Consider the following 24212-nt stretch of genomic DNA (forward strand, 5'->3'; position numbering starts at 1 on the left):
CAGAAGCAACAGGAGGAGAACAGACAATGGAAGATAAACTTGTTCTGGGACTGCCTGACGTGGCAGCCTCCATAGCGCCAAAAAACCGCTTTGAACTTCACGACAAACCGGTCCCGCGCTACTGGAGCATAGTGAACCCGGCCGTCGCTCTTGCCGCGATCGGCGCTTTTTTTGGAAAGCTCCGTTCCGAAACGCAAGTAGACGGACCAAATGCCCCCCTTGTTCAAGGTCCAGTGACCGAAACGGAAACGCGTTCGGACGAGTCTTCTACGAACATCGACATTATTGAAGAGGTCGCCGCGTATCTCCGCCAGGTCGCCGAGGAAGCCGGCAATGCCGAACGCAAGGTAAGGTTTTTGGCTGAAACCACTACGTTTCCCTCCTCCTTCCATGCAAGGGCCGACCTGAACCTTGATAATCACTCCTTTCGGTCGCTACTGCAGTCCCTGTCCGCAAACGACAACCATCGGATCAACGGATATTTCGCACCCCTGACACCACTCGGCGCGCTTGGCAACGAGACTCCGATCATCTGGCACGAGAAAGATCAGCGGAGCGAAAACACCAACAAGCCTGAAGCGCCTCGTGCAGATCCAAATGAAAATCCGAGAAACCATGACGGGCCGCCCGCCGCGGAAAGCACTCCTCCGGCAGGCAACGCACGTCCAAATCGATTGCCGGTTGTGGCTGGACGGGTGTTTCTTGGAAGCGGGCTGATGAACCTTTCAGCACTCATCCTTCTCGACAATCTGGCTTCGGCCGCAACCGACACAGACGGCGACACTTTGTCAATTCGAAACCTTCAGGTTTCTTCCGGCGTCATACAGACCTATGGCGAAGGTATCTGGCTTTACACGCCCGACCGTGGGTACATCGGCGAAGTCACCTTCACCTATGGCGTCAGCGACGGAATCGGTTCCGTGTCGGCGACGGCAATGCTGGACCTCGTTAAAGCAGCGCCGCATCCGGTCGAAGGAACCGATAACGATGACATCTTGTTGGGTACGCCCGGGGACGACGTGATAGCGGAACTTGACGGAAATGACGTCGTCTACGGTCGCGAGAGCAACGACGTTATTTACGGTGGCGACGGCGACGACACCCTGATGGGGGGAAGTGGAAACGACACGATCTATGGCGAGGGCGGCCACGACCGGATTTTCGGTGGCGACGGCAACGACGTCATTTTTGGTGGCGCAGGCAACGACAAGATTTATGGCGAGGAAGGTGACGACGTTGTCGCCGGCGGTGACGGTGATGACATTGCCAGTGGTGGAGCGGGAAATGATCGTTTGTTTGGAGAGGCCGGCGACGATCGTCTTTCCGGCGATGCCGGCGATGACCTCCTCGATGGAGGAGACGGCAACGACGTGTTTGCGGGCGGCCTCGGTCACGATGCGGTAATCGCAGGCGCGGGCAACGACACCGTCGTCATAGGTTCTGGAACCGAGGAGGCGCGAGCATCGGTACAGCTTCTCGGTGTCAACGACGGGAACGACACATATTCAGGCGGTGACGGTTTCGACACATATGACGCGTGCTTTGCTTCAGACGCTGTTGAAATTGACCTCGCAGCCGGAATTGCATCGGGTTCGCAGATTGGAACAGACCACCTCGACGGATTTGAAGCAGCTATTGGCGGCAGTGGAAACGACACGTTGAACGGCGATGACGGGTCTAATCTCCTGATTGGAAGAGATGGGGACGATCGCCTTATCGCTGGCAACGGCGACGATACAGTCAGTGGTGGCGCTGGCGATGACACCATCGTCGTTCTCTTCACAACCAGCGGGTCAAACGATGGCGACGATCAATATTCAGGTGGCGAAGGCGTTGATACCTACGACGCCTCAGCGACGATCACAGCAGTTATAATCGATCTCGAAGGGGGTACGGCGACAGGCGTTGAAATCGGGACTGATCAGTTGGAGGGCTTCGAAGTCGCCATCGCAGGGCTCGGCGACGACGTGCTGGTAGCCAATTCGGACATTAATTTCCTGACCGGCGGCGCAGGCAACGACGTCTTCATTTTCCGCTCGGTGGAGGCCGTCTTCAACGATGGCCAGGGAAGGGACAAAATTCTCGACTTCCAGATCGGCGATCGGATTGATTTGTCTGATCTCGCAGATGAAATCGGTGGGCTGATGTTCGACCGGATCATGGGTGAGATCAATGACCAGCAGGATGTCCGGCGCATCCGACTCTACAGCGAGTTTGCGGACGGCGAGACCGCCGTTGTTCGCGCCGTCATCGATCTTGCGGGAGAACAGGACGATCTCGAGTTACTGATCTACAGCCACCAGGCGTTGACTGAAGATGATTTCATTCTCGCGGCTCGTGATGACGACACAGGCCTGGCAAGGACGTAACTGGAATAAGGCGAAAAGCCACATAAGGGGAGCTTAGGGACATGGTGCGCGAACAAAAAAATACAAGCAAACAATTGACGCCAGAAGCACAATCCTTCGGCATCGCGCCACGCATCGTCGTCTCAGGCGTTCTGGCGGCTCTACTCGTGTTCGGAGTCGGCGGATGGGCGGTTCAGGCCAAACTTGCCGGTGCGGTTGTCGCGCAGGGCCAGCTTGTCGTGCCAGATCAGGTCAAAACCATCCAGCACCGTGACGGCGGGATTGTCGCTGACATTCCCGTGGCCAATGGAGACACAGTGAAGGCTGGTGACGTGCTTCTGCGCTTTGATGAAACTCAGACTCGAGTAGAATTGACCATCATCCGAAGCCAGCTATCGCAGTTGCGAGCGATGAAAATCCGGCTGGAGGCGGAACGTGACGGTAAGGACACCATTTCATTTTCCGACGGCTCTATCGTCCCCGAGCTTGCGCGTAACGAAACGAAGCTGTTTCAGGAAAACCGCCGTATGATCCTGAACCAGAAACAGCAGCTGGAAATGCAAATATCCCAACTCGAAGACCAGATTGACGGGCTGATTTCGCAACGGAAAGCAAACGACGTTGAAAAGAAGATAATTACCGAAGAAATCGGCGTCAGCGAGAGGCTCGCCAAAGGCGGATTAATCAAGTTATCGGAATTTCGCGAGCTCCAGAAGCAGGTAGCCCGCATCGATGGGACCAGCGGCGAAGTGGTAGCCCGCGTGGCCGAGGCTGAAGGAGAGATCAGCGAGTTGCGCATCAAGCTTCTCTCCATAGACCAGACAACACGATCCGAAACTCAAAAAGAGATTGTCTCAATCGAATCCAAGCTCGCCGAACTGGGGGAGCGCGAAATCGCCGCATATGACCGCCTTTCACGCATGGAAGTTCGTGCGCCCGTCGATGGGTTTGTCTATGACCTGCAGATACATACGATCAATGGCGTTATAGGCGCAGGCGCAACTATAATGTCGGTCGTTCCCAAGACTGATGACATGAAGGTCGAATTCCGGATCGCGCCGGCAGATATTGATCGAGTAGCACCAGGACAGGCCGCCAGAATGAGACTGACCGCGTTTAACAGCGCAACGACTCCAGAGGTTTTCGGAATTGTCGAATTCGTCGCAGCAGCAACCGTGATAGATAAGACGACCGGTCAACCCTATTATTTGGCGACAGTTGATATGATTGACCAACAGGAAGTCATTAGAGATCTCAAGCTTATGCCGGGCATGCCAATTGAGGTTTTCGTCCACACGGCTGAGCGCTCAGCGTGGTCTTACCTAACGAAGCCATTTACAGATCAGGTAATGAAGGCGTTTCGTGAGGAATGATGGACCGATGTAACTTTACGCGAAGGTGAAAGAGAATCAGATTTTCCCACGGAGCAACGGGCGGCTTTTTTGGGTAGACCCATGAGCGCCTTGCGGAGGACTGTTGACCTGAATCCTTTAAACTGGACCATTTTGGGTTAGAGTTTTCCGGTGCATTTTCCTGGTTGGAAAAGGAACGGAAGACGATGAACGCATCGCAGTTTTCAGACGCTCAGAAGGCGTTTATTCTGAAGCAAGGTGACGATGGTGTCCGCTTCAGAGGCAGGCGTGGCGAGGATCGCTATGACCGACAAGAAGGCGCGAAGCAGCCAGGACGACTCTTAATCCGGGACTGTCATGGCTTTCGGCGAGTAGCCTTTGCAGTCTCGACACCTGAAACCAGGTGGTTGTCGAACCAGACGATCATTTCCTGAATCATTTCCTGTGCAGGCGTGACGTCACCCGTGTTCACCAGTTCAGCGGCAGCTTGGGACATTGCCAACAGGATACGGGCGGTTTCTGGCACGTAAGGCAGATCGACCCCTTTTTCGTGGCGTTGGCGTATAATCTGATAACGAAGGTTCTCAGGATAAGTCCACGCGCTGACGAGCATATCATGGACGCTGACCTGTTGGCCTCCAACATTAATCGTGGCATCTCGATCAGTCTCAGCATACCCTGATGTCTCTATGCGCTCGCAGGCGTTGATTGCCGCATTCATCATGCCCCTGATCACATTCCAGTCTGTTTTCATGGCACCTTCCCTACCAATTGCGCGAACCGGTTGACCGTATGTCGATGATCCAGCACATACAATGATCACCATTGGCGTTTTGCGCCAATGCTGAAGTTAGCCCATTGCGGCAATCGACCCGTTCAGGAATTGTAACTGCCCTCAGCCAACGATGACGGCATCTGCGTCTCTGGCGGATGGACGGGATAAAAGACATGCTTGATAACGCCCGTTTCGATAATCATCGTGAGCCTCTTTAGCAATGCCACGCCTCCAGCCTGGAACGTTGGCAGGCGAAGGGCTGACGTTAGAAGGAGTTAATGGTCAGCGAGCAGTGGAAACGGCCGGTGAAGCCGTGCTGCTGCCTGTCGCTGATACTCTGTGGTCTGCGTAGAAAGGCCAAACAGACGCCTTGCTCCTAATCCCTTCAGTTCAGCGAAATGATCACGGAAGGCACAGGACTGAGGTGTACATCCCCTTGCGTCGGGTATGCATCCCATCCGTCAATCGCTTTGCCTTCGGGCGCGCTTGTCCGAGGGTAAGCATAGACTACAGATAACCCCGGCCCACGGAGATCGACAGTCGTGCCATCCGTCGAGTCCAAACCAATACCAGGCAACTCCATCCCAAGTAAATGCCTGACTGCTCCTTCGTCATTCGGGGTCGGAAATGTCTCATCCCTGCCGGTTTCATTCATTGCCACCTCATCGTACTTCCTGTCTGTCGACGTTACAAAATTAGTCAATTTTCATACCACTGCAATGTCGTCTGTTGGCGCGAGGGAGACCGTCGGCTATTGCCGATAGCCATGAGCCTTTAACCTATAACTCAATCTGCTCCGCAATTCCGAGGGAGTCGTCGACTTCGACGCCAAGCCAGGTTCCTCGGCGGGCTGACCTTCAAAACAAATGCATTGAAGCTTGTGGCTGGACCACTTACACGCTGCTCGCAAGTTCATGATGATTGCGATAGCCGGTCCCTTATTTAGGGAGCGCGCATTAGTATGCATGGAAGCCGACAAAGGAACGCAGATGTCGATCACTGTACAGAAAACAATCCCCGCTGCGCGTATGCGCCAGTTCCATCAGATGGTTGATAGGTGGCTTGAGGAGGGTCCAATCAAGCTCGCGACGAATGCCACAATAACCGCAATGGACAATGCCGGAATCACGAAAGCTGAACAGTCCGCTATCATCGAGGATCGAGATATCATCATGAAATACAATATGCGCCTCGGTGTAATCAGCGAAGTATTCGCCCCAGCCATCGAGAGAACAGTGAATTCGTCTCGGTCAGGAAGTGAAGCACAGGATGAGATTGCTCGGTTGATTGTGACTGCAGTAGGCATCCGTCAGGAAGATGACAGTGAACTGGTCACATTCACCTTTACGACGGAAGATGAGGCAGACGCATTCGATAAAGCCATCTAATACATCGCGAGCGGTTTTGAATTTGATTGATTGACAAGCACCCTGCCACCCTGCCGACGATAATTCCGTTCAGAATAGGGGGCGAAGTCGGCAATGTCCGCTATTGGCGGATATTGTTGATTTAGTCGGGCGGTTCTTCACGTGGGCATCAGACCGTTTTGGGGCCGCCAGAAGAATGCCTCTCCAGTCTCATGAGCCATGGAAGCGGACGTCATACGTCAAAAAAGCAACCCTCCTGTTGACGAGACGGTCATTGCTAAACGGCAACGACAACCTTTCCCTTGGCGCGCCCTGTCTCGACATAAGCCAAGGCGTCTGCCGTCCGCGCGAAGGGAAATACCTTGTCCACGACAGGACGGATGGCGCCATTATCGATCAGCTTGGCAATCTCTCGCAGTTGCTGGCCTTCCGCCCGCATGAAGAGGAAGGAATAGTCGACGCCCCGGCTCTTTGCCCTCTTCAGAATGCCTCGGCTCAGCATCCGCGTGACAAGGCGCAGTATAAGGCTCAGCCGCAGGGACTTCGCGAAAGGGACGTCCGGCGGACCAGAGATCGAGATGAGCTTGCCACCCGGTTTCAGCACGTTCACCGACTTTGCCAGCGTCTTGGCATCCTGGCTGTTGAGCGCGAGATCGCACCCAGACAGTACCTGCTCGAAGTCCTGCCTTTTGTAGTCGATCACCACATCAGCGCCCAGGCTTTTCACAAGCTCGATATTCGCCGTACTTGTCGTGGTGGCAACTGTCGCGCCGAGATGTTTGGCGAGCTGGATGGCGAATGTGCCGACGCCGCCGGAACCGGCCTGAATGAACACCTTCTGGCCGGGCTTGACCTTGCCCACCTCGACGAGCGCCTGCCAGGCGGTTAGCCCGACCAGCGGGATCGACGCAGCCTGCTCCATGGAGAGGCTTTTCGGTTTCAGCGCGAGATCTGAGGCGTCAACCGCAATCATCTCCGCAAATGTGCCGATGCGACCGTCGCGCGGGCGGGCGTAAATTTCGTCGCCGGATTTGAACTGCCGCACATTGGCGCCGACGTGGATGACCGTTCCGGCCAGATCGTGACCGAGAAGGAAGGGTGGACGATAGGGCAGGAACAACTTGAATTCGCCGTCGCGCACCTTGGAATCCAAAAGATTGATCGCGGTGGCCTCAATGCGAACCAGCACATCATTGGCGCCGATGACGGGATCGGGCATATCGGCCAGACGCAGCGGGGCCTTTTTCTTGTATTTGTCTACGACGAAGGCTTTCACGAGGGTCTCCAGTGTGAAACGATGATCATGTCAGGCAGCCAGGAAAGCCAAGGCTTTCGGCACGAATTCAGCATGGTATTAGAAGATGCCGCCATGGCCAGCATCTGCGTAGATCAACAGTCGGCCTTGGGGATACGCTGAGCCAGATCGCGGCTGTTGGATGTCAACACCATGATATCATTGTCTCCGCTGGCTACGAGAACGGGAATGCGTATGCGTCCCAGATTCTGCGGTGCCCGACACCCCCAGGCCTTGATGGCGCTGAGCTGGCGCATGAACGCACGCGGTGTAGGCCCCTTGTCACGGTTCATCTTGCGCTCGTTCAACCTTCGTGCAAGGCAGCGGTCACCTTTTTCCAGCCATCGATCTGCGCCTGGGTATAAATGCCTGGCGTGTCCTGGTAGCCTTGTCCCTGCTGCGAAATCTGGGTGGCCTCGGAAACGATGCGCTGGGCGTAATATTCGGCAGTCAGGTCGCCGGGCACGAAGCCCGCGCCGGCGCGATTGCGGGTGAGTGGCGCCATGACGATGCGGTTCGTAAGGGTGAAGGCGCCTAGGGCGGTGGGTTCGAAGAGCGTGGTCTTGGTCATGATATACCTGTGACGTTTCTATTTATCGGCGCGGGTTCATCGACTGCGGAAAGCTCACGCCTGCGTACGATAGCGTTCGGCAGGGAGCGCATTGACGAGATTGCCGAGCATGGCCTTGCGCGCGCCATCAAGCGCGTCCCACTGGCTGCCGTCGTGCAGCGGCGGGATCGTCACCGGTTCGCGGCGGTCGAATCCGACAAGGGCCGCATCCACCAGATCGCCCACTTCCATGACATTATTCATGGCGTTCACGTCGGCGCCCACATGATCCCAGATCTCGGTGCGGGTCGTGGCGGGAAGCACAGCCTGGATGTACACACCTTTCGGTCCAAGCTCGTGGGCGAGTCCCTGTGACAGGAACAGGACAAAGGCCTTGGTCGCGCCATAAACGGTCATGCCGAATTCGGGGACGAGCCCAACGACCGAACCGATGTTGACGATCGCGCCTTCGCCCGCATTGGCAAGACGGGGAGCAATGGCGCTGGCAAGCCGGACCAGTGCGGTCGCGTTGAGTGCAACGAGCTTGGTCATGTCATCGGCGTTCTGGTCGACGAAAGTTCCTCCGATTGCCGCACCGGCATTGTTGACGAGAACGCCGATGCGCTCATCGTCGCGCAACCTGGTCTCGACCTTAACAAGATCCTCAGCCTTGGTGAGATCGGCCTGGAGGATGTCGATTGCGACGCCGGTTTCCTGGCGCAGACGGCTTGCAAGCGCCTCCATTCGCACAGCGTCTCGGGCGACAAGCACGAGATCATGGCCGCGGCGTGCGAAGCGTTCGGCATAGGTTGCCCCAATGCCTGTGGAGGCGCGGGTTATCAGAACTGCAGGAATCTGACTCATTTTGGATTGTTCTTTTCTGTGGTTGATCCTATATTCATGACGATCATCATGATTGGATTTAAATATGATGCCCATCATGTAAATGTCAATGGCCAGCTCGGAGTATTTTGAAAATGAAAGTCAGCCGAGAACAGATGGCGGAAAATCGTCGCCGCATCCTGGACGTCGCCAGCCGATTGTTTAAGGACAAAGGATTCGATGCGGTCAGCGTCGCTGAGGTCATGAAGGCAGCCGGCATGACCCATGGCGGCTTCTATGGCCATTTCAGTTCGAAGGACGAGCTGGTCGCCCAGACGCTTGTCCATGCGCTTGCGGCAGACAGTTTCGGGGACGGCGAGTTCAGTGGCTTCGTCCGCTCCTATCTGGCGCCTCGTCATCGTGACAACCCCGGCAACGGATGCCCGATGGCAGGCTTGGCCGCCGCAATTCGCCACCAGACACCTGCCGCGAAAGCGGCCATGACTGAAGGGCTACGCAACCAAATCGCACGTATCGAAGATGCCCTTCCGGACCAAGACGCAACCGGCAAGCACCGTGCAGCGATTGGAAGCTGGGCGGCCATGGTCGGAGCGGTCATCCTGGCCAGAGCGGTTGATGATCCTGAACTGTCAGACGAAGTTCTTGAGCAGACGCGTGCCTGGATCGACGCCAGAGTCGGCTAAGGGCATCGGAAAGCACGCATTTAGAGCGCCTGGTCTATGCCTGCTGCGAGGAAACGATCGAATCTCGGGAGCGGCCCTCTGAGCCTGGACGCCGCCTTGGCTCCACGCAGACTTGTAATTTTCAGATGGATAAGATGCCGCTAAAATGTAAGCAGCGGTCCCCTGACACGTATCACGCGCCCAAGCCACATAGCTTTGCGCCACGGAGCCGCCGCCAAGTCGGTTATTTAGGCGAGTTGAATTTGTCTGGGTGTTTGGAATCGAGATAGAGCTGGGCGTAAGCAATCACGCAGTTTCGGTGTACAGCGAATGGGACTTTCCCTCATCTTAATGATCGGCCTGCTTGCCGGGATCATCAGTGGCATAATTGGTACTGGCTCTTCCATCATGCTCGTCCCGGTCTTGGCCTATGTCTATGGGCCAAAAGAAGCTGTACCAATAATGGCGGTGGCCGCCGTCATGGCAAATATTGCCCGGATTCTTGCGTGGTGGCGGGGAGTTGATTGGCGTGCTGTGGCAGCCTATGCGGTTGCCGGCGTTCCTACAGCGGTTCTTGGTGCACGAACGATGCTTGTTCTGCCGCCCCGGGCAGTAGATGCGGCAATTGGAGTATTCTTGCTCTTGATGATCCCCGGACGTCGCTGGTTGGCAGCAAACCTTATCCATTTAAGGTTACCCCATCTGGCCGCAGCCGGAGCATGCATCGGCTTCTTGACCGGGATCGTGGCCTCTTCTGGACCTGCCTCCGTACCAGTGTTCATCGGTTATGGTCTGACCAAGGGAGCCTTTATCGGAACCGAAGCTGCAGCTTCGTTAGTGATCTACACTGCCAAAACGCTTACCTTTCAGGGCTCTGGAGCACTTCCTTTCGCTGTTATCCTGAAGGGCCTAACTGTGGGCGCCTCTCTGATGGTCGGTTCCTTTATAGCGAAACCTTTCCTTCTCCGCCTCACGCCCGAAGCTTTTCGCCATATCATGGATGCGCTGCTGGTTACCTCAGGACTCAGCCTGCTTTGGGGAGCGACAATTTAAGCAAGGCCTACGGGGGCGATCCCCGCGAGACCGCAATGTGGTCGCCGCTCTCTATGAGATCTTCCGCGTGGAGAGCAACATGATCGAGCATCTCCACCCTTGCTCGTTGGCATGCTGATCTACACATCTGCCTTCATTCTTCTGTGCTTCAACGCCCGAACTGCCGGATAAGCCGGACAGTGTCTGCCGTTTCGCCCAGAGCGTCGGGGTAACAACCAATCTCGCCTTCGTGCTCGGCCGCCTGCTGCTTCGGCCGCTCACCAACTCTGGATACTCAAAGTCCGGCCGGCAGTGGAGATCGAAACGAGCTGGTCGCCAATCATTGTCGCCGTTCGGCTCGCCAGCATCGGCTCTAGCATGTGGTGGGCACGCCTAAATCCCGAACGAGTGCATGCCCCGACCAGAGCGAAGCGGCATTGCACCGAGCACGATAGATGGGAGTTTAAACCTGTCGGGATTCGAGATGCGGCCGAAGTCACTCGGCAGCCATCGAAAGCACCGGATCGGAAACGCTTTCTTCCGATTGTTTCTCGCCCTTGGGCGGCTTGATGCGGAACCATGCCGCGTAAAGCGCGGGGAGAAACAACAGGATCATGACGGTTCCAACGGCCGTACCGCCAATCAGCGTATAGGCCATCGATCCCCAGAAGACCGAGTGCGTGAGCGGAATGAAGGCGAGGACGGCAGCGAGCGCCGTCAGGATAACGGGTCGCGTCCTCTGTACGGTCGCTTCGATGACGGCATGATAGTCATCCAGACCCGCCGCCTGATTTTCCTTTATCTGCTCGGTCAGGATCAGCGTATTGCGCATGAGGATACCGGCCAGGCCGATAAGCCCGAGGATGGCGTTGAAGCCGAAGGGTTGATTGAAAACGAGCAATATTGGAACCACGCCAGCGAGCCCGAGCGGCCCGGTGAGCATTACCATCGTCATCGTCGACAGGCTGCGGACCTGAAGGATGATAACGATAAGCATGGCGGCAACCATGGCCGGGAAAATCTTCACCAGCGCCACATTCGCCTTGAGGGACTCCTCAATATTGCCACCCATTTCGATGCGGTAGCCGACGGGAAGCGAGGCAATCAAGGGCTGAAGGGCCTTGAAGACCTGTTGCGACACTTCCGGCGGCTGGGTTGCCTCATTTATATCGGAGCGGATGGTGATGACCGGCGTGCGGTCACGGCGCTTCATTACCGGCTCCTCGAAACGGATTTCGGAATGACCGATTTGGTCGAGTGGTACCGGGCGTCCGTTTCTGCTCGTCAGAGAGAAATCCGAAAGCCTCGAAGGATCAAGCCTGTTTTCGCCGGCGCTGCGGGCAACGACGGGAACGTTGCGGATGTTTTCGCGAACCTGTGTGATCGGCACACCACTCAATAACAACTGCATCTGCTGGGCGGCCTCGGCGGGCGAGAGGCCGATGAGGTTGAGCCGGTCCTGATCGGGGATGAACCGCAGGACAGGCGTGCGGTTGCCCCAGTCGCGGTTAGGTTGGCGAACGTCGGGCACGGTCTTCATGATGGCAAGCGCCTGCTCAGAGATCCTGTACAATTCATCCGGATCCGGCCCCATGATGCGGAACTCCACCGGGAAGGGCGTGTAGGGACCGAAAACGAGCTGCGTAACTCGCACATTGGCTTCCGGAGCAAGTCCGCTGGACACCGCTTCGCGAAGACGATGTTTGAGCGCCTCACGCGTATGGGCATCGGATGTCAGCACGACGATTTTGGCGAAAGCGGGATCCGGCAATTCAGGCGCCATGGCGAAGAAGAAGCGCGGCGCGCCCTGCCCGACATAGCTGGTAGCGATCTTCGTTTCGGGTTGCTTTTTCAGCCAGCCTTCGAGTTTCTCGACCGTTGCCGTTGTCGTCTCGATGCTGGTGCCCTCGGGCATGCGCACTTCCACCAACACTTCGGGACGATCAGATGTCGGGAAGAACTGTTGCTTGACGGATCCCATGCCAACGACAGAGGCGGCCATGATGACGCCAACGAGACCACAGGTCAGGAATTTGTGACGGACCGCAAATTCGATGAGGCTACGCAGCCTGCGATAATTTGGCGTGTTGTAGATCGCGTGGTGACCACCTTCCACCGGCTTTATCTCGGGCAACATCTTGACGCCGAGATAGGGCGTAAAGATCACCGCAACGAACCACGAGACGATCAATGCGAACCCAACGATCCAGAAGATGTTACCGGCATATTCACCGGCGGTTGACCTGGCAAATCCAACCGGCATCAACCCGATGATGGTCACAAGTGTGCCGGAAAGCATAGGGGCAGCCGTGTGGCTCCACGCATATGCCGCCGCCTTGATGCGGTCCATGCCTTCTTCCATTTTGACGACCATCACCTCGATGGCGATGATGGCATCGTCCACGAGCAGCCCGAGCGCTAGAATGAGCGCACCAAGAGTAATGCGGTCGAAAAACCGCCCGGTTTCCAGCATGATCAGAAAGACGACGCCGAGTGTGAGCGGAACCGCAAGTGCCACGACGATGCCGACACGCCAGCCGAGACTAACGAGGCTCACGAACAACACGACTCCGAGCGCCATGGCGAACTTCAACATGAACTCGCCGACAGCCTCATCAATGTTGACGGCTTGATCGCTGACTTTAGCGAGCGTCATGCCAAGCGGCAGGGTTTGTGCAATCGTCGAAGATCGGTCTTCCAGGGCCTTGCCGAGTTCCAGCCCATTCCAGCCCTGCTGCATCACCACGCCCAGCATGATGGCGGGTTCGCCATCGTGGCGGATGACGTAGGTGGCGGGATCTTGATATCCGCGGCGCACCGCGGCGAAATCCGCTAGCTTGAGGACGCGTCCGCCCGCGACGATCGGCGTTTCAGCAATCGACTCGACGCTGTCATAAGCCCCATCGAACCGGATGAAGACCTGCGGTCCCTGCGTATCGATGGAACCCGCCGGGGTGACGGTATTGCGCCGTTGCAGGGCGGAAGCGATATCCTGCGCCGAGATGCCCAGCGTTGCCAGCTTGGGATAGGAGAATTCCACGAAAATCTGTTCCGGCTGCTCGCCAAGAATGTTGATCTTTTTCACGCCGGGAACGTGAAGCATGTCCTGACGGATCGTCTCGGCCTGGCGCACGAGGTCACGCATCGCCATCCCCTTCGCCTTCAAGGCATAAAGGGCGAAGCTGACGTCGGAGTATTCGTCATTGACGAAAGGGCCGATCACGCCGGGGGGAAGATTTCGGGATTCATCGCCAAGTTTCTTGCGCGCCTGGTAGAACTCCCCCTCAACGGCCGAGGCTGGCGTATTGTCCTTGAGCGTCACGGTCAGGAAAGCGTAGCCGGGGCGTGTGGTCGTTTCCACACGATCGTACCAGGTCAATTCCTGAATACGCTTTTCGAGCGGCTCGGCGACAAGATCCTGCATTTCGCGCGCAGTCGCTCCCGGCCAAACCGAGGTAACGGTAAGTGTCTTGATGGTGAATGACGGATCTTCGGCTCGTCCCAGCTTGACGAAGGCGTAAGCGCCGGCTGCAGCCAACAATACGATGAAGAACAGGGTGACGGCTCGTTCGCGAACGGCGAGCGCCGAAAGGTTGAAACTCATCAGTTCGCCGCCTCTGCTTTTTCAACGCCGGTGCGCACGCTTGCGCCGTCCTGAAGCAAATGCGCGCCAAGGGCGACAACAGGCTCCCCTGCCCTCAGGCTCGAAACGATGGCCTTTTCCTCGCCGATCCGTTCGACCTTCACTTCGCGAAAACGAACGCTTGAGGATTGTTCGTCGACGACCCACACGCCCGTGCGCGTGCCGTCATCCAGAAGCGCACCGATGGGAACTTCGGCATGCGCCAGCGCGTCCTTGTTTTCCACGCTGATCGTAACCGTTGCGCCGAGCGGCGCGGATGCCGCAGCCCCCTGCAACACCCAGCGCGTTTCATAGGTTCTGGTCTGGGGATCGGCGGCATCGGATATCTGGCGAAGGACCGCTTTCTCTTGCCCGCTGCGACCATAGACCGTGGCCTGCGCTGCGGCGCCAATCTCAGGCCTCAGATTTTCAGGGAGCCAAACGAGAGCTTCGCGTGGTCCTGCCTTCGCGAGCCGTATGACGGGCTGACCTGCCGAGACCACCTGCCCCGGTTCGCCGAGGGTCTCAACGATCGTCCCGTCGGCATCAGCCAGCAATACTGCATAGGCTGCCTCGTTTTCTGCGACTGCTGCGTCAGCCCTGGCTGCGGCAAGTTGTGCCGTCGCCGTATCCATAGTGGCCTTTGATCTTTCATACTGCTGGGTGGACGCAGCGTTGGACTTGACGAGAACCGCGAAGCGCTTCTCGTCGGCCTGGGCCTGTATGAACGTTGCCTCAGCGGCAATAACGGCATTGCGTTTCGCGGTCAGGGCAAGTCGAAGATCGGTCTCGTCGATCCGCATCAGAAGCTGCCCGGCCCTTACTTCCTCGCCAAGGCCCACCACCCGTTCGATGATCTTTCCGGGAACCCGAAAGCCGAGATCGCTCTGCACCCGGGCCGCAACCGTGCCGGTGAAGCTTCGGCTTGCCGTGTCCGGGGTCTTGACCTTTGTCACGCTGACAAGCGGAGCCAAGCTGCGGGGATCCGCGGCCTGCGCATTCGTGTCCGTTGATGGCATCAGGAAAATAGCAGCGCCAACCCCGATGAGGGCGGCCATTGCCACGGTCGAGAGCAGGATTTTTTGTTTCATGGCACTGGCCTTCTTGATGGCGATAACATAATTCTTAGATTGCAATCTAAATCTAAAACGAATATAGATGTCAAATGAAATCTAATCGGAGATCCACATGAGAGTGAGCCGCGCACAGGCCGAGGAAAATCGCGACAGGATCATCACCGTCGCAAGCCGGCTGTTTCGAGAGCATGGATTTGACGGAATCGGGCTGAAGGATCTGATGAAAGGGGCCGGCCTTACCCAAGGTGGGTTCTACAAACAGTTCACGTCGAAAGATGACCTTGCCGCTCTTGCATCCAGACGCGCTCTGGAAAGCGCAACGAGAAGATGGTCCGCCGCGGCCGCAGATACCTCAGATCCACTCGAAGCTGTTATGGCGTTTTATCTTTCCAAAGATCACAGGGGAGAAAAGGCGGAAGGTTGCCCGCTCGTTGCACTGGGGGCGGACGCGGCGAGGCAAAGTGCGGATGTTCGACGTCCGTTCGAGGACGGCATTCGCGCTCACTTCGAGATACTGGATGAGCTCATGGGAGACGCTGACAGTTCAAGCCCCAGCGAAAAGGCTATAGCGATATTGTCTATGATGGTGGGCGCCGTCACGCTCTCCCGCATCATTGAGGACGAAAGCTTATCGGAACGCGTTCTTGACGCAGCCGCCGGCGAAGTCAGGCGTATAGCTCGCAGTGGTGGTGATGACTGATGGCGACGGCCGTATGAGAGTCTCCTAGGCTCTGCTTGAACCGCATGTCTTGAGAAATGATCCTGGCCTTGTTGTCGGTCGGGACGTCAAAGGCATGCCTATTTTTATGGCAAAATCAGGTGAAAAACAGATGCGTCGTATCGTTGTAACAGGAATGGGAGCCGTTAGCCCCCTTGGTGCGAATGTGGATATCTCATGGTCGCGGCTCCTTGCCGGCAAGAGCGGAATTCGGCGGCTGACCGACGATGTCGTGGGAGATCTTCCTGCGAAAGTGGGAGGTGTTGTCCCTTCTGTCAGCGAAGACTCTGAAGGAGGCTTCGATCCGGACAGGATCATTGCGCCAAAGGATCAACGCAAGGTCGACCGGTTCATCATCTTTGCGCTGGCGGCGGCAGAAGAGGCATTGGCGCAGGCAAATTGGAAACCGACCTCGAATGAAGACAGGCTGCGAACAGCGACAATCATCGCATCCGGCATCGGTGGCTTCCGTGCGATCACGCAGGCGGTGCGTACCGTCGATCAGAGCGGTGCTCGCCGCCTCTCCCCGTTCACGATACCGTCCTTCCTCGTCAATCTCGCGGCCGGCCAAGTCTCCATCCGTCATGGTTTCAAGGGCCCGCTCGGAGCACCCGTGACGGCATGTGCCGCTGGCGTTCAAGCCATCGGCGATGCGGCAAGACTAATCAGGTCGAACGAAGCCGATATTGCAGTTTGCGGCGGAACAGAAGCTTGCATGAACATCGTCAGCCTCGGCGGTTTTGCGGCGGCAAGGTCGCTGTCGACCGGTTTTAACGAGACGCCGGACAAGGCATCACGCCCCTTCGACACGTCGCGCGACGGCTTCGTCATGGGTGAAGGCGCGGGCGTACTCGTCATAGAAGCGCTGAGCCACGCTATTGCTCGCGGCGCCACCCCGATTGCGGAACTGGTCGGATACGGCACGACAGCCGATGCCCACCACATCACCTCCGGCCCTGAGGACGGAAGCGGGGCGCGTAGGGCTATGGAGATCGCCGTCGCCCAAGCAGGCATTGCCCCTCACGAAATTGGCCATCTGAACGCGCACGCGACATCGACGCCAGTCGGTGATCTCGGAGAGATCAGGGCCATCAAGAGTGTATTTGGGCAACGAAAATCGGTTGCTGTCAGTGGAACCAAATCTGCGACGGGACACCTGCTTGGAGCGGCCGGCGGGCTGGAAGCCATCTTCGCGATTTTGGCACTTAAAAACCAGATCGCACCCCCGACACTGAACTTGAACACGCCCGATCCGGAGTCGAGCGGGATCGATTTTGTCGCAAACGAAGCGCGGTCGCTGGATGCTGAATATGCCATATCCAACGGTTTCGGTTTTGGCGGTGTCAATGCCAGCGTTCTTTTCCGGCGCTGGCCAATGGCGATTTAATAAAGCGACGGCCATGGAAGGTTTTAAATGTTGAAGCGGTTTCTAAAAAAATGGCAGATATGGGAGCAAGCCTTCCTCGGCGTCGACGACCTGCAAGGAGACTACCTGACCGCGCTGGAAAATCGGCTCGCCCGGCTGGAGACGGAGGTTGCCGGATTAAGCGCTCAGACCGAGCAGGAAACTCTGGCTAAAGACGCCCCGGAAAATACAGGGTGATGTTGCTTCGCCGTTGTGAGGCAACCACAAGAGTCGGCGGACCGCACATGTCAGGCGCACACCTTGAATAGCTCGCTGAGCATCCGACATAGGCTGAGAACATGGTGGGTCCGGCCAACCTTTGTCGGCAATGCCTTTCGATCTCCCCAGAGCGCTCCTACTGCCGGCGAGCAGAAGTCTTCGTGCTCTACGAGCATCTGTCACATCAATCTCACCGCACCTGCAATCCAAGGTTCGTGCCTGAATGTGCGAGTTAGAAACTCGTGTTTCCCGCATATTGAGGGAAGCGGCCAAACGGCACTTTGCCAATCCATCAGCAAATTGGATACCATATTGCCGATTCAACGATTTCAAATACACCTTTCAAACCACTGCAATTGATTAGTTGCCAAACCTGCAGAACAGGTCCACTGTAATAGCTCCAGCAGCCATTTTACGGGCGCTGCTGTTTAAGGGTTGAATACCCTGGCCCTGACAAAGGAGGACGCCATGTCTTCCATATTTCACCAACCCACGAAACATGATCTCGCAACTGTGGCTGGCTACGTCTTGTCTGCGGCAAGCCTTGCGCTGATCGTTTACATCCTCTTCGGAGCATAGTTGCGATAACCGGCTGCAACTGCCGGTCTACAACGCAGCGGAAAACGGTGTTCGAAATGATCGAAAGAACAACAGAGACCGAAATCACATTCAAGCATCCGTTCCGTCTGGAGGCCCTTACGGAACTCTTGGGCGCGGGCACATATCGCCTGGTCGTGGACGAGGAATTGATAGAAGGGTTGAGCTTCACGGCATATCGCCGGGTGGCAACCCATCTGGAGATACCCGCGATTTCCATCGCGGTGGCCCGACGCCAGTTCCTGCAGGTATCATCAGCCGAGATTGATGAGGCATTGGCGCTTGACGGCGCGAGCGAAGATGTCAGCCCGCGCGTTGTTCCGTAACGACGCCACAATCGAGCATTGCCAGTGCGTTCTGGATTGCGGCGCCGGAGGCCGTGTTGTCGAACACGCACCAGGAGCCGGCGGAAAGGCGTTTTTCAAAAGAGCGGATTTCTTCCGCGCTGTAGTCCGAATAATACATCCTGGGCGCACCGTGCAGACGGACATATCTTGGCGGCTCTGAAAAATCACTTGCGGGCCAGACCGGTGCCGGATCGGCCAGAACGCGATCAACGGCATATCGTGTCAAAACCTCTTCCGCCGGGGGCGTGGCCCAGCTTGTGTGGCGCGGCTCGACTACCAGCATGCCTGGAAAAACCTCACGCATGGCTTCGAACGCGGCTGTGGCCTCATTGCCATCGAACTCAAGGGTGGATGGCAATTGGCACAATAATGGGCCTAGCTTGCCATTCAGCGCCGCGAGCTCTTCAACGAATGTCTTGAAAATTTGGCCGACGGCATGCAGCCGATGCTCGTGCGTTATCTCGCGGGGCAGTTTCACGGCGAAGCGGAACTCATCCGGCACCGAGTTTGCCCAGCGCTCGAACGTCGTCATCCGATGGTGGCGATAGAAGGTGGAATTGATCTCGACACCGTTGAAAACAGCGGCATAACGGCTGAGCCCGCTTCCCGTTTCGGGAAAAGGGTGGGCCACGGTCCTGGGGATGGACCATCCAGATGTTGCAATGACCGGCACTCTCGTCCGCCCTCTTGGATTTGAAAGAAAGGCCGGCATGTGCCGGCCTTTCTTCGTTGCGAGATCTAGCGTCTGTAGCGCAGACGCTCCTGTTCGATTTCAGCTGGTTCATAAGGATCCAGCGTGTCATCAAAGCGTGACCAGCCCTCTTTGGCATAGGCCTCACGGCGCTGATCGGGATCGACCCAGTTGGACTGGCGCAGTATGTCCTGCGCGTCCGCATAAAGGCTGTCTTCCACTTTCGCGGTTACCAGCGTGCCGCCGCGGCGAACGCCTTCCGCATAGACATGGGCATGGTCTTCCGGCACGCCGGACTCCGTTAGCGCGCCGATAAGCCCGCCGGCGGCACCGCCTGCCACGGCACCGGCCACGGCGCCCGCCGCCGTAGCGGCAAGCCAGCCCGCGGCAACCACCGGCCCGACGCCGGGAATTGCCATGATGCCAAGGCCGGTGAGCAGACCGCCCACGCCACCGACGGCGGCACCGATGCCGGCACCTGTGCCGGCGCCTTCAGCGGCGTTTGTAGACTTGCCGTGGCGTTCATCTGCATTGTTCGACACGATGCTGATATCCGAAGATGGTACACCGCGTTCTTCGAGCGCGCTGACAGCCGCGCTGGCATCGGAGTAGTCGTCGAAAAGTCCTGTAACGGTCTTCATAGGATTCTCCTGAAGAGTGAATTAGTTAGCGACAATGTTGCCCTGATAGTCGAGCGCCAGGCTTACGGGCTTGCCATCTTTCGAGGCCTTGGCCTGCCAGACACCCTTGTCATCCTTCATAAGGCCGCTGACATCGGTATATCCGGCCTCCGTGAGGCGCGTTTTCGCCTGTTCCTCGGTGAAACTGTTTGCGCCTTCGACAGGCGCTGTCGGATTCTTGGTCTTGGGCGTGGCCACGGCGGGCGTTTTCCCATCGGTTGCCGGGGCGGGGGTGGTCTGTGCGAAGGCGGTAAGCGTCGACGCGCCGACAAGCGCTGCGGCTAAGAGAAGTTTTTTCATGATTTTTTCCTCGTTGTAGCCTTTCGAGCAGGCTCCCACAGCAAACACTATGCTCGCCGCATGGTTCCGCCGCTCTGCAAATAGAATTGGATGGCACCCACGTCATCGTGACGGTGGATGGCTTCCCGACGTGTTGCGCGGGCAGGCATTGCGGCGGAATGAAAATTATTTTGCCGCCGCAGGAACGTCGCCGCGGTTCGAGGGTTCTCCAAGTCCAGCACTCAAAAGCGGATTCCCAGATGCCTGCGGAAAAGTCATTGTACGACGTGTTGCCTAACAGGCTCGAGGACATCGGCTTTTCCGCAAACCAGACACTGAAGGCCCAGTCGAAAATGGCATGAGCCGCCCACTCTGTTCGGGCCGCCTTTCAGGGCGGCTTTTTCATTTCCGGGCCGCGATAGGCCCCTTCCAATTCGGGAGCCACACCATGGCCAAGACCACCAACAGCAAATCTCCGCAAGACAAGACCGAGACCGTGAATATTCACGACCAGAAGCTGGAGCGCGGCGCCGGCGGCGAGCTGCACCAGACGGCCGAAACAGACGCGCCTGTGCTGACGACCGCCCAAGGCGGGCCGGTTGCCGACGACCAGAATTCTCTGCGGATCGGCGCGCGCGGGCCGCTTGTCGTGGATGATTTCCATTTCCGGGAGAAAATCTTCCACTTCGACCACGAGCGCATTCCCGAACGCGTGGTGCATGCGCGCGGTTACGGCGCGCATGGCTTCTTCGAGACCTACGAATCCTTTTCGGCCTATACCAGGGCGGATTTCATGCAGCGAGCGGGCGAAAAGACCCCGGCTTTCGTCCGCTTCTCAACGGTTGCCGGCAACAAGGGTTCGGCCGACCTTGCGCGCGATGTGCGTGGTTTCGCCGTCAAGCTCTACACCCAGGAAGGCAACTGGGATCTCGTCGGCAACAATATTCCGGTGTTTTTCATTCAGGACGCCATCAAGTTCCCCGACCTGATCCATGCCACCAAGCAGGAACCGGACCGGGCGTTTCCGCAGGCGCAGACCGCCCATGACACGTTCTGGGACTTCATCAGCCTGACGCCGGAAAGCATGCACATGATCATGTGGGCCATGTCGGACCGCACCATACCGCGGTCCTTCCGTTTCATGGAAGGTTTCGGCGTCCACACCTTCCGCCTGGTCAATGCCAAGGACGAATCGACCTTCGTCAAGTTCCACTGGAAGCCGAAGCTGGGGCTTCAGTCGGTCGCCTGGAACGAGGCGGTCAAGATCAACGGTGCCGATCCCGACTTCCATCGCCGCGACCTCTGGCAGGCCATCCAATCCGGCAACTTCCCGGAATGGGAATTGCAGGTGCAGCTGTTCGACCAGGACTTTGCCGACAGCTTCGACTTCGACGTGCTCGACCCGACAAAGATCATCCCCGAGGAAATACTGAAGCCGCAGCCGATCGGGCGGCTGGTGCTCGACCGCATGCCCGACAACTTCTTCGCCGAGACCGAGCAGGTCGCCTTCATGACCCAGAACGTGCCGCCGGGCATCGACTTCAGCAATGATCCGCTGTTGCAGGGCCGGAACTTCTCCTATCTCGACACCCAGCTGAAACGGCTTGGCGGGCCAAACTTCACCCACCTGCCCATCAATGCGCCAAAGTGTCCCTTCGCGCATTTCCAGCAGGATGGCCACATGGCCATGCGCAATCCTGTCGGCAGGGCGAACTACCAGCCGAACTCGTTTGGTGAAGGTCCGCGGGAATCGCCGAGCCGCGGCTATCGCCATTTCCCGGCGGAAGAACAGGGAAGTAAGGCGCGGCTTCGCCCCGAGAGCTTTGCCGATCATTACAGCCAGGCACGACAATTCTATATCAGCCAGACACCACCCGAACAGCGTCACATCGCCGCCGCCCTGACATTCGAACTGAGCAAGGTGGAAACACCTGTTATCCGCGAACGCATAGTATCGCATCTGATGAACATCGACGAGACGCTGGCAACCGCCGTTGCGCAGAAGCTGGGATTCAAGTCGATGCCGAAGCCGGCGGATGCGGCCATGCCGACCCGTCAGGATCTCGAGCCTTCACCAGCGCTCAGCATCGTGGAGCGCGGCCCCAAGCGCTTCGAAGGCCGCAAGCTCGGTATCCTCGTCACCGATGGTGTCGATGCCAAGCTTCTGAATGGCCTGATGTCGGCGATTGCCAGAGAGAAAGCCGCCTGCGAACTGATCGCGCCGAAAGTCGGCGGCGTCACGGCGTCGGATGGAAGCTGGTTTGAGGCCCATCACATGATCGATGGCGGGCCGTCCGTTCTTTTCGATGCGGTCGCAGTGCTGACCTCCGCCGAAGCGATAGACGATCTGGTCAATGAGGCGACGGCGCGGGACTTCGTGGCCGATGCCTTTCAGCACTGCAAGTTCATCGGCTATGATCAGTCGGCGCTTTCCTTGCTGGAAAAAGCCGGCATTGCCGACGCTCTTGATGAGGGCACCATTGCCCTCCCCGGGGAGGAGGGTCTCGCCGGCTTCGTATCGAACCTCGGCAAGCTGCGTGTCTGGGGTCGGGAACCTTCGGTAAAGCTCGGAAAGGCTTCACCACCAGTGAAATGAAATCACCAGCGGGCGCGGCAGCGATGCCGCGCTTGGTGGCGCAGGCACCTTCGGGAAAGGAATATCCGCAGCGACAGGTTAGCCGAGGTCGGAGGCTGTCAGGATATTCATATTGCGACGCGATTTGGCGTAGACCTTCTGTGCCGCGGCATAGATGGCCGTGCGCATCGTGTCGAAAGAAGATAGGCACTGGGCTTCCGACATGCTCATGGCGTGTCCCCGGCTCTTGGCGAGCGCCTCGGCCTCGACAAAAAACCGGATTTCGAACATGCCGTCATGGCCGAAAAAGCGAACCGCTTTGCGTACCTCGTCAAAACTGCGGGCCGTGTTGGGGAAAGCGAGCGTCATGACTTGCTCCCCGTGCGCTCTTTCCTGCGCAAGGCGTTACGCCGGTTGAGGGACAGCATGCCGTCGGTCGCCTCCGCTATGCTGAGATGGGTCAGCCTGCGGCCGCCGATACGCACAGGCACGCCGGTGAAGACATGGTATATCGTCCAGCTCTGATCCCTCTCGATCCGTCTTCCATATTGGGTCTCGAGCGTATCGGAGACGGGAGCTCCGCCTTCGTTCTCCCAGGTCTCTATCCTGAGCGCCTGGCGCCGGTGTTCGTTACACGTTTCCATGGTGTTGCCTTTCATATGGAACTCGCACGCGGATGTCGTCCGCGTGGAGCCCGTTTCATTCTACGCCGCTATTGCCATGTTCCGCCGGACGAACGTTACGCGGAGGCATAAAGAAATGGCTGATGGTGTATGATCGCCCGCTATCCGGCACGCGTCTGTCGCAATGGGTAAAACTTCAAGGCATCGTCAAAAATGACACCGAAACGCTTGCGCAAACATTTGCAATCGGACGAAGAAAAGAAGCCGGCGCCTCTCTGACACCGCAGCGCCATGCGGCCAGCATGACGAAGCCCAATCGTGCGCCCGGATTGCGCGGAAAACAAGGCGATGAGCGGCCACACGCGTATAGGAGAGCACAACTTTCTGACGAGGTTAAATGTCGTCAAAAACCAATAGTTGACACTCCGGCAGAGGCAGGATATAAGGAGCAATCGAATTTGCTTGCTTAGCTTTGCTTGTCACGCGTCTGGCACCGCGTTCTGAACGAACCTTTCCTTTCAAAATCGCTATCATCATCCGCAGCGCACGAGTGCTGTGGTTTCTCTATTGCTATGAAAGGGTTCATCATGACCACTGGCACAGTTAAATGGTTCAATTCCACCAAGGGCTTCGGCTTCATTCAGCCTGACAACGGCGGCGCCGATGCGTTCGTCCACATCTCCGCCGTTGAGCGCGCCGGCATGCGCGAACTCGTCGAAGGTCAGAAAGTCGGCTTCGAGCTTGAGCGCGACAACAAGTCGGGCAAAATGTCGGCCTGCAATCTGCAGGCTGCCTAAGGGTCTGTGCTTCCCTTTGACCACGGATGTACTGGCACTGACGAAGCACGCCAACCCAATCAAGGCCAGGCAAATTGCCTGGCCTTTTGTTTTTCGCTCGCTCTTCGAGCATCATCACCGGAACACCCATGACAGAAAAATACAGTATTTCCCGCCAGAAGGCCGAACTCGCCTTCAGCCACATCCAGACACCGTTCTTCGCAAAAGAAAAAGCGCTTGAGGAGCTCGATTCCATTGCGCAATCCCGCGATGCAAAGACCCTGCGCCTTCGGGAAGCCCGTCTTGCCAAGGAATTGTCGGATCGTACCGCCGCAACATCCGCTCTCCTTGCCAAACGCGCCCGCGCGCGCTGATCGATAT

General features: G+C 57.4%; 23 protein-coding genes and 3 pseudogenes. 13 read left to right on the forward strand and 13 right to left on the reverse strand.

Annotation, left to right across the window (positions count from 1 at the left end):
* The first annotated feature begins 26 nt into the window (after positions 1-26).
* Entirely contained in the window at positions 27-2369 is a 2343-nt protein-coding gene (locus tag QRN60_RS23030; protein WP_165001872.1) for a calcium-binding protein, read from the forward strand.
* A 41-nt stretch (positions 2370-2410) separates the two neighbouring features.
* Positions 2411-3721, forward strand: a complete 1311-nt coding sequence (locus QRN60_RS23035) for an HlyD family type I secretion periplasmic adaptor subunit (RefSeq protein ID WP_111834009.1) — start codon at positions 2411-2413, stop codon at positions 3719-3721.
* 334 nt (positions 3722-4055) lie between these two features.
* Here the strand turns inward: QRN60_RS23035 and QRN60_RS23040 are convergent, their stop codons facing one another.
* Together QRN60_RS23040 and QRN60_RS23045 are read right to left on the reverse strand one after the other, a co-directional pair.
* Positions 4056-4454, reverse strand: coding sequence for a hypothetical protein (locus QRN60_RS23040; protein ID WP_111834007.1), 399 nt, complete (start codon positions 4452-4454; stop codon positions 4056-4058).
* Positions 4455-4576: 122 nt separating this feature from the next.
* Positions 4577-5130 (reverse strand): annotated as a pseudogene (locus tag QRN60_RS23045) (peroxiredoxin).
* 334 nt (positions 5131-5464) lie between these two features.
* Here QRN60_RS23045 and QRN60_RS23050 point away from each other — a divergent pair.
* Positions 5465-5863, forward strand: a complete 399-nt coding sequence (locus QRN60_RS23050; protein ID WP_060727316.1) for a hypothetical protein — start codon at positions 5465-5467, stop codon at positions 5861-5863.
* 256 nt (positions 5864-6119) lie between these two features.
* Here the strand turns inward: QRN60_RS23050 and QRN60_RS23055 are convergent, their stop codons facing one another.
* The 4 genes and pseudogenes from QRN60_RS23055 to QRN60_RS23070 all read right to left on the reverse strand — a co-directional run bounded on the left by QRN60_RS23055 (position 6120) and on the right by QRN60_RS23070 (position 8550).
* A complete protein-coding gene (locus QRN60_RS23055; RefSeq protein ID WP_111834006.1) occupies positions 6120-7118 on the reverse strand; it encodes an NADP-dependent oxidoreductase in 999 nt (332 codons plus the stop codon).
* Between the two features lie 78 nt (positions 7119-7196).
* Positions 7197-7447: pseudogene (locus QRN60_RS23060) on the reverse strand (alpha/beta fold hydrolase); the annotation flags it as partial.
* A 2-nt stretch (positions 7448-7449) separates the two neighbouring features.
* Positions 7450-7707: pseudogene (locus QRN60_RS23065) on the reverse strand (oxidoreductase); the annotation flags it as partial.
* Positions 7708-7761: 54 nt separating this feature from the next.
* Positions 7762-8550: an SDR family NAD(P)-dependent oxidoreductase gene (locus tag QRN60_RS23070; RefSeq protein ID WP_284766929.1), complete on the reverse strand. Its 789-nt coding sequence runs from the start codon at positions 8548-8550 to the stop codon at positions 7762-7764.
* Positions 8551-8663: 113 nt separating this feature from the next.
* On the opposite strand from QRN60_RS23070, the gene QRN60_RS23075 reads away from it, so the two are divergent.
* Positions 8664-9212, forward strand: a complete 549-nt coding sequence (locus QRN60_RS23075) for a TetR/AcrR family transcriptional regulator (protein WP_111784212.1) — start codon at positions 8664-8666, stop codon at positions 9210-9212.
* A 309-nt stretch (positions 9213-9521) separates the two neighbouring features.
* A complete protein-coding gene (locus QRN60_RS23080; RefSeq protein WP_111793034.1) occupies positions 9522-10244 on the forward strand; it encodes a sulfite exporter TauE/SafE family protein in 723 nt (240 codons plus the stop codon).
* 475 nt (positions 10245-10719) lie between these two features.
* Here QRN60_RS23080 and QRN60_RS23085 read toward each other — a convergent pair whose 3' ends face one another.
* On the reverse strand, positions 10720-13827 hold the full coding sequence (locus QRN60_RS23085) for an efflux RND transporter permease subunit (protein ID WP_111784214.1): 3108 nt from the start codon (positions 13825-13827) through the stop codon (positions 10720-10722).
* Positions 13827-14936: an efflux RND transporter periplasmic adaptor subunit gene (locus QRN60_RS23090; protein WP_111784215.1), complete on the reverse strand. Its 1110-nt coding sequence runs from the start codon at positions 14934-14936 to the stop codon at positions 13827-13829. Before QRN60_RS23090 ends, QRN60_RS23085 begins: the two co-directional genes overlap by 1 nt.
* A gap of 97 nt (positions 14937-15033) precedes the next feature.
* Between QRN60_RS23090 and QRN60_RS23095 the strand changes: the two genes are divergently transcribed.
* The 4 genes from QRN60_RS23095 (at position 15034) to QRN60_RS23110 (ending at position 18186) form a co-directional block, all read left to right on the forward strand.
* Complete coding sequence (locus QRN60_RS23095) at positions 15034-15621, forward strand: TetR/AcrR family transcriptional regulator (RefSeq protein ID WP_111791554.1); 588 nt, start codon at positions 15034-15036, stop codon at positions 15619-15621.
* A 130-nt stretch (positions 15622-15751) separates the two neighbouring features.
* Complete coding sequence (gene fabF / locus QRN60_RS23100) at positions 15752-17026, forward strand: beta-ketoacyl-ACP synthase II (protein WP_129565035.1); 1275 nt, start codon at positions 15752-15754, stop codon at positions 17024-17026.
* A 27-nt stretch (positions 17027-17053) separates the two neighbouring features.
* Complete coding sequence (locus QRN60_RS23105; RefSeq protein WP_060727175.1) at positions 17054-17242, forward strand: hypothetical protein; 189 nt, start codon at positions 17054-17056, stop codon at positions 17240-17242.
* A gap of 656 nt (positions 17243-17898) precedes the next feature.
* The gene (locus QRN60_RS23110) at positions 17899-18186 is read left to right on the forward strand and encodes a hypothetical protein (protein WP_060727319.1); all 288 of its coding nucleotides are present in this window, start codon (positions 17899-17901) and stop codon (positions 18184-18186) included.
* On the opposite strand, the gene QRN60_RS23115 is transcribed toward QRN60_RS23110, so the two are convergent.
* The 3 genes from QRN60_RS23115 to QRN60_RS23125 all read right to left on the reverse strand — a co-directional run bounded on the left by QRN60_RS23115 (position 18164) and on the right by QRN60_RS23125 (position 19878).
* Entirely contained in the window at positions 18164-18880 is a 717-nt protein-coding gene (locus QRN60_RS23115; RefSeq protein ID WP_129565034.1) for a DUF72 domain-containing protein, read from the reverse strand. The two genes, QRN60_RS23110 and QRN60_RS23115, sit on opposite strands and share 23 nt — an antisense overlap.
* A 65-nt stretch (positions 18881-18945) precedes the next feature.
* On the reverse strand, positions 18946-19539 hold the full coding sequence (locus QRN60_RS23120) for a general stress protein (RefSeq protein ID WP_035228422.1): 594 nt from the start codon (positions 19537-19539) through the stop codon (positions 18946-18948).
* A gap of 21 nt (positions 19540-19560) precedes the next feature.
* The gene (locus QRN60_RS23125) at positions 19561-19878 is read right to left on the reverse strand and encodes a PepSY domain-containing protein (RefSeq protein ID WP_129565033.1); all 318 of its coding nucleotides are present in this window, start codon (positions 19876-19878) and stop codon (positions 19561-19563) included.
* Between the two features lie 427 nt (positions 19879-20305).
* Between QRN60_RS23125 and katE the strand changes: the two genes are divergently transcribed.
* A complete protein-coding gene (gene katE / locus QRN60_RS23130) occupies positions 20306-22453 on the forward strand; it encodes a catalase (RefSeq protein ID WP_129565032.1) in 2148 nt (715 codons plus the stop codon).
* 78 nt (positions 22454-22531) lie between these two features.
* Here katE and QRN60_RS23135 read toward each other — a convergent pair whose 3' ends face one another.
* Both QRN60_RS23135 and QRN60_RS23140 read right to left on the reverse strand, forming a co-directional pair.
* Complete coding sequence (locus tag QRN60_RS23135) at positions 22532-22801, reverse strand: DUF1488 family protein (protein WP_129565031.1); 270 nt, start codon at positions 22799-22801, stop codon at positions 22532-22534.
* Positions 22798-23091, reverse strand: a complete 294-nt coding sequence (locus tag QRN60_RS23140; RefSeq protein ID WP_060725691.1) for a hypothetical protein — start codon at positions 23089-23091, stop codon at positions 22798-22800. Before QRN60_RS23140 ends, QRN60_RS23135 begins: the two co-directional genes overlap by 4 nt.
* Positions 23092-23198: 107 nt before the next feature.
* Between QRN60_RS23140 and QRN60_RS23145 the strand changes: the two genes are divergently transcribed.
* The 3 genes from QRN60_RS23145 to QRN60_RS23155 all read left to right on the forward strand — a co-directional run bounded on the left by QRN60_RS23145 (position 23199) and on the right by QRN60_RS23155 (position 24205).
* Positions 23199-23525, forward strand: coding sequence for a hypothetical protein (locus QRN60_RS23145; RefSeq protein WP_284766945.1), 327 nt, complete (start codon positions 23199-23201; stop codon positions 23523-23525).
* Between the two features lie 117 nt (positions 23526-23642).
* Positions 23643-23852 carry a cold-shock protein gene (locus QRN60_RS23150; RefSeq protein ID WP_060725689.1) on the forward strand — a complete coding sequence of 70 codons (210 nt, stop codon included), beginning with the start codon at positions 23643-23645 and terminating at the stop codon, positions 23850-23852.
* Between the two features lie 128 nt (positions 23853-23980).
* On the forward strand, positions 23981-24205 hold the full coding sequence (locus QRN60_RS23155; RefSeq protein ID WP_003499608.1) for a hypothetical protein: 225 nt from the start codon (positions 23981-23983) through the stop codon (positions 24203-24205).
* Positions 24206-24212 lie beyond the last annotated feature (7 nt).

It is taken from the genome of Agrobacterium sp. CFBP2214, from assembly GCF_030209895.1.
GTDB lineage: Bacteria > Pseudomonadota > Alphaproteobacteria > Rhizobiales > Rhizobiaceae > Agrobacterium > Agrobacterium radiobacter.

Bases quoted from the DNA above. Each gene is read 5' to 3' on its own strand.
- QRN60_RS23150 (WP_060725689.1), top strand. From the start codon at position 23,643: ATGACCACTGGCACAGTTAAATGGTTCAATTCCACCAAGGGCTTCGGC.
- QRN60_RS23035 (WP_111834009.1), top strand. From the start codon at position 2,411: ATGGTGCGCGAACAAAAAAATACAAGCAAACAATTGACGCCAGAAGCA.
- QRN60_RS23050 (WP_060727316.1), top strand. From the start codon at position 5,465: ATGTCGATCACTGTACAGAAAACAATCCCCGCTGCGCGTATGCGCCAG.
- QRN60_RS23075 (WP_111784212.1), top strand. From the start codon at position 8,664: ATGAAAGTCAGCCGAGAACAGATGGCGGAAAATCGTCGCCGCATCCTG.
- fabF (WP_129565035.1), top strand. From the start codon at position 15,752: ATGCGTCGTATCGTTGTAACAGGAATGGGAGCCGTTAGCCCCCTTGGT.
- QRN60_RS23120 (WP_035228422.1), bottom strand. From the start codon at position 19,539: ATGAAGACCGTTACAGGACTTTTCGACGACTACTCCGATGCCAGCGCG.
- QRN60_RS23110 (WP_060727319.1), top strand. From the start codon at position 17,899: ATGATCGAAAGAACAACAGAGACCGAAATCACATTCAAGCATCCGTTC.
- QRN60_RS23105 (WP_060727175.1), top strand. From the start codon at position 17,054: ATGTTGAAGCGGTTTCTAAAAAAATGGCAGATATGGGAGCAAGCCTTC.
- QRN60_RS23090 (WP_111784215.1), bottom strand. From the start codon at position 14,936: ATGAAACAAAAAATCCTGCTCTCGACCGTGGCAATGGCCGCCCTCATC.
- QRN60_RS23135 (WP_129565031.1), bottom strand. From the start codon at position 22,801: ATGACGCTCGCTTTCCCCAACACGGCCCGCAGTTTTGACGAGGTACGC.
- QRN60_RS23140 (WP_060725691.1), bottom strand. From the start codon at position 23,091: ATGAAAGGCAACACCATGGAAACGTGTAACGAACACCGGCGCCAGGCG.
- QRN60_RS23155 (WP_003499608.1), top strand. From the start codon at position 23,981: ATGACAGAAAAATACAGTATTTCCCGCCAGAAGGCCGAACTCGCCTTC.
- QRN60_RS23125 (WP_129565033.1), bottom strand. From the start codon at position 19,878: ATGAAAAAACTTCTCTTAGCCGCAGCGCTTGTCGGCGCGTCGACGCTT.
- QRN60_RS23085 (WP_111784214.1), bottom strand. From the start codon at position 13,827: ATGAGTTTCAACCTTTCGGCGCTCGCCGTTCGCGAACGAGCCGTCACC.
- QRN60_RS23070 (WP_284766929.1), bottom strand. From the start codon at position 8,550: ATGAGTCAGATTCCTGCAGTTCTGATAACCCGCGCCTCCACAGGCATT.
- QRN60_RS23095 (WP_111791554.1), top strand. From the start codon at position 15,034: ATGAGAGTGAGCCGCGCACAGGCCGAGGAAAATCGCGACAGGATCATC.
- QRN60_RS23080 (WP_111793034.1), top strand. From the start codon at position 9,522: ATGGGACTTTCCCTCATCTTAATGATCGGCCTGCTTGCCGGGATCATC.
- QRN60_RS23030 (WP_165001872.1), top strand. From the start codon at position 27: ATGGAAGATAAACTTGTTCTGGGACTGCCTGACGTGGCAGCCTCCATA.
- QRN60_RS23145 (WP_284766945.1), top strand. From the start codon at position 23,199: ATGGTGTATGATCGCCCGCTATCCGGCACGCGTCTGTCGCAATGGGTA.
- QRN60_RS23040 (WP_111834007.1), bottom strand. From the start codon at position 4,454: ATGAAAACAGACTGGAATGTGATCAGGGGCATGATGAATGCGGCAATC.
- katE (WP_129565032.1), top strand. From the start codon at position 20,306: ATGGCCAAGACCACCAACAGCAAATCTCCGCAAGACAAGACCGAGACC.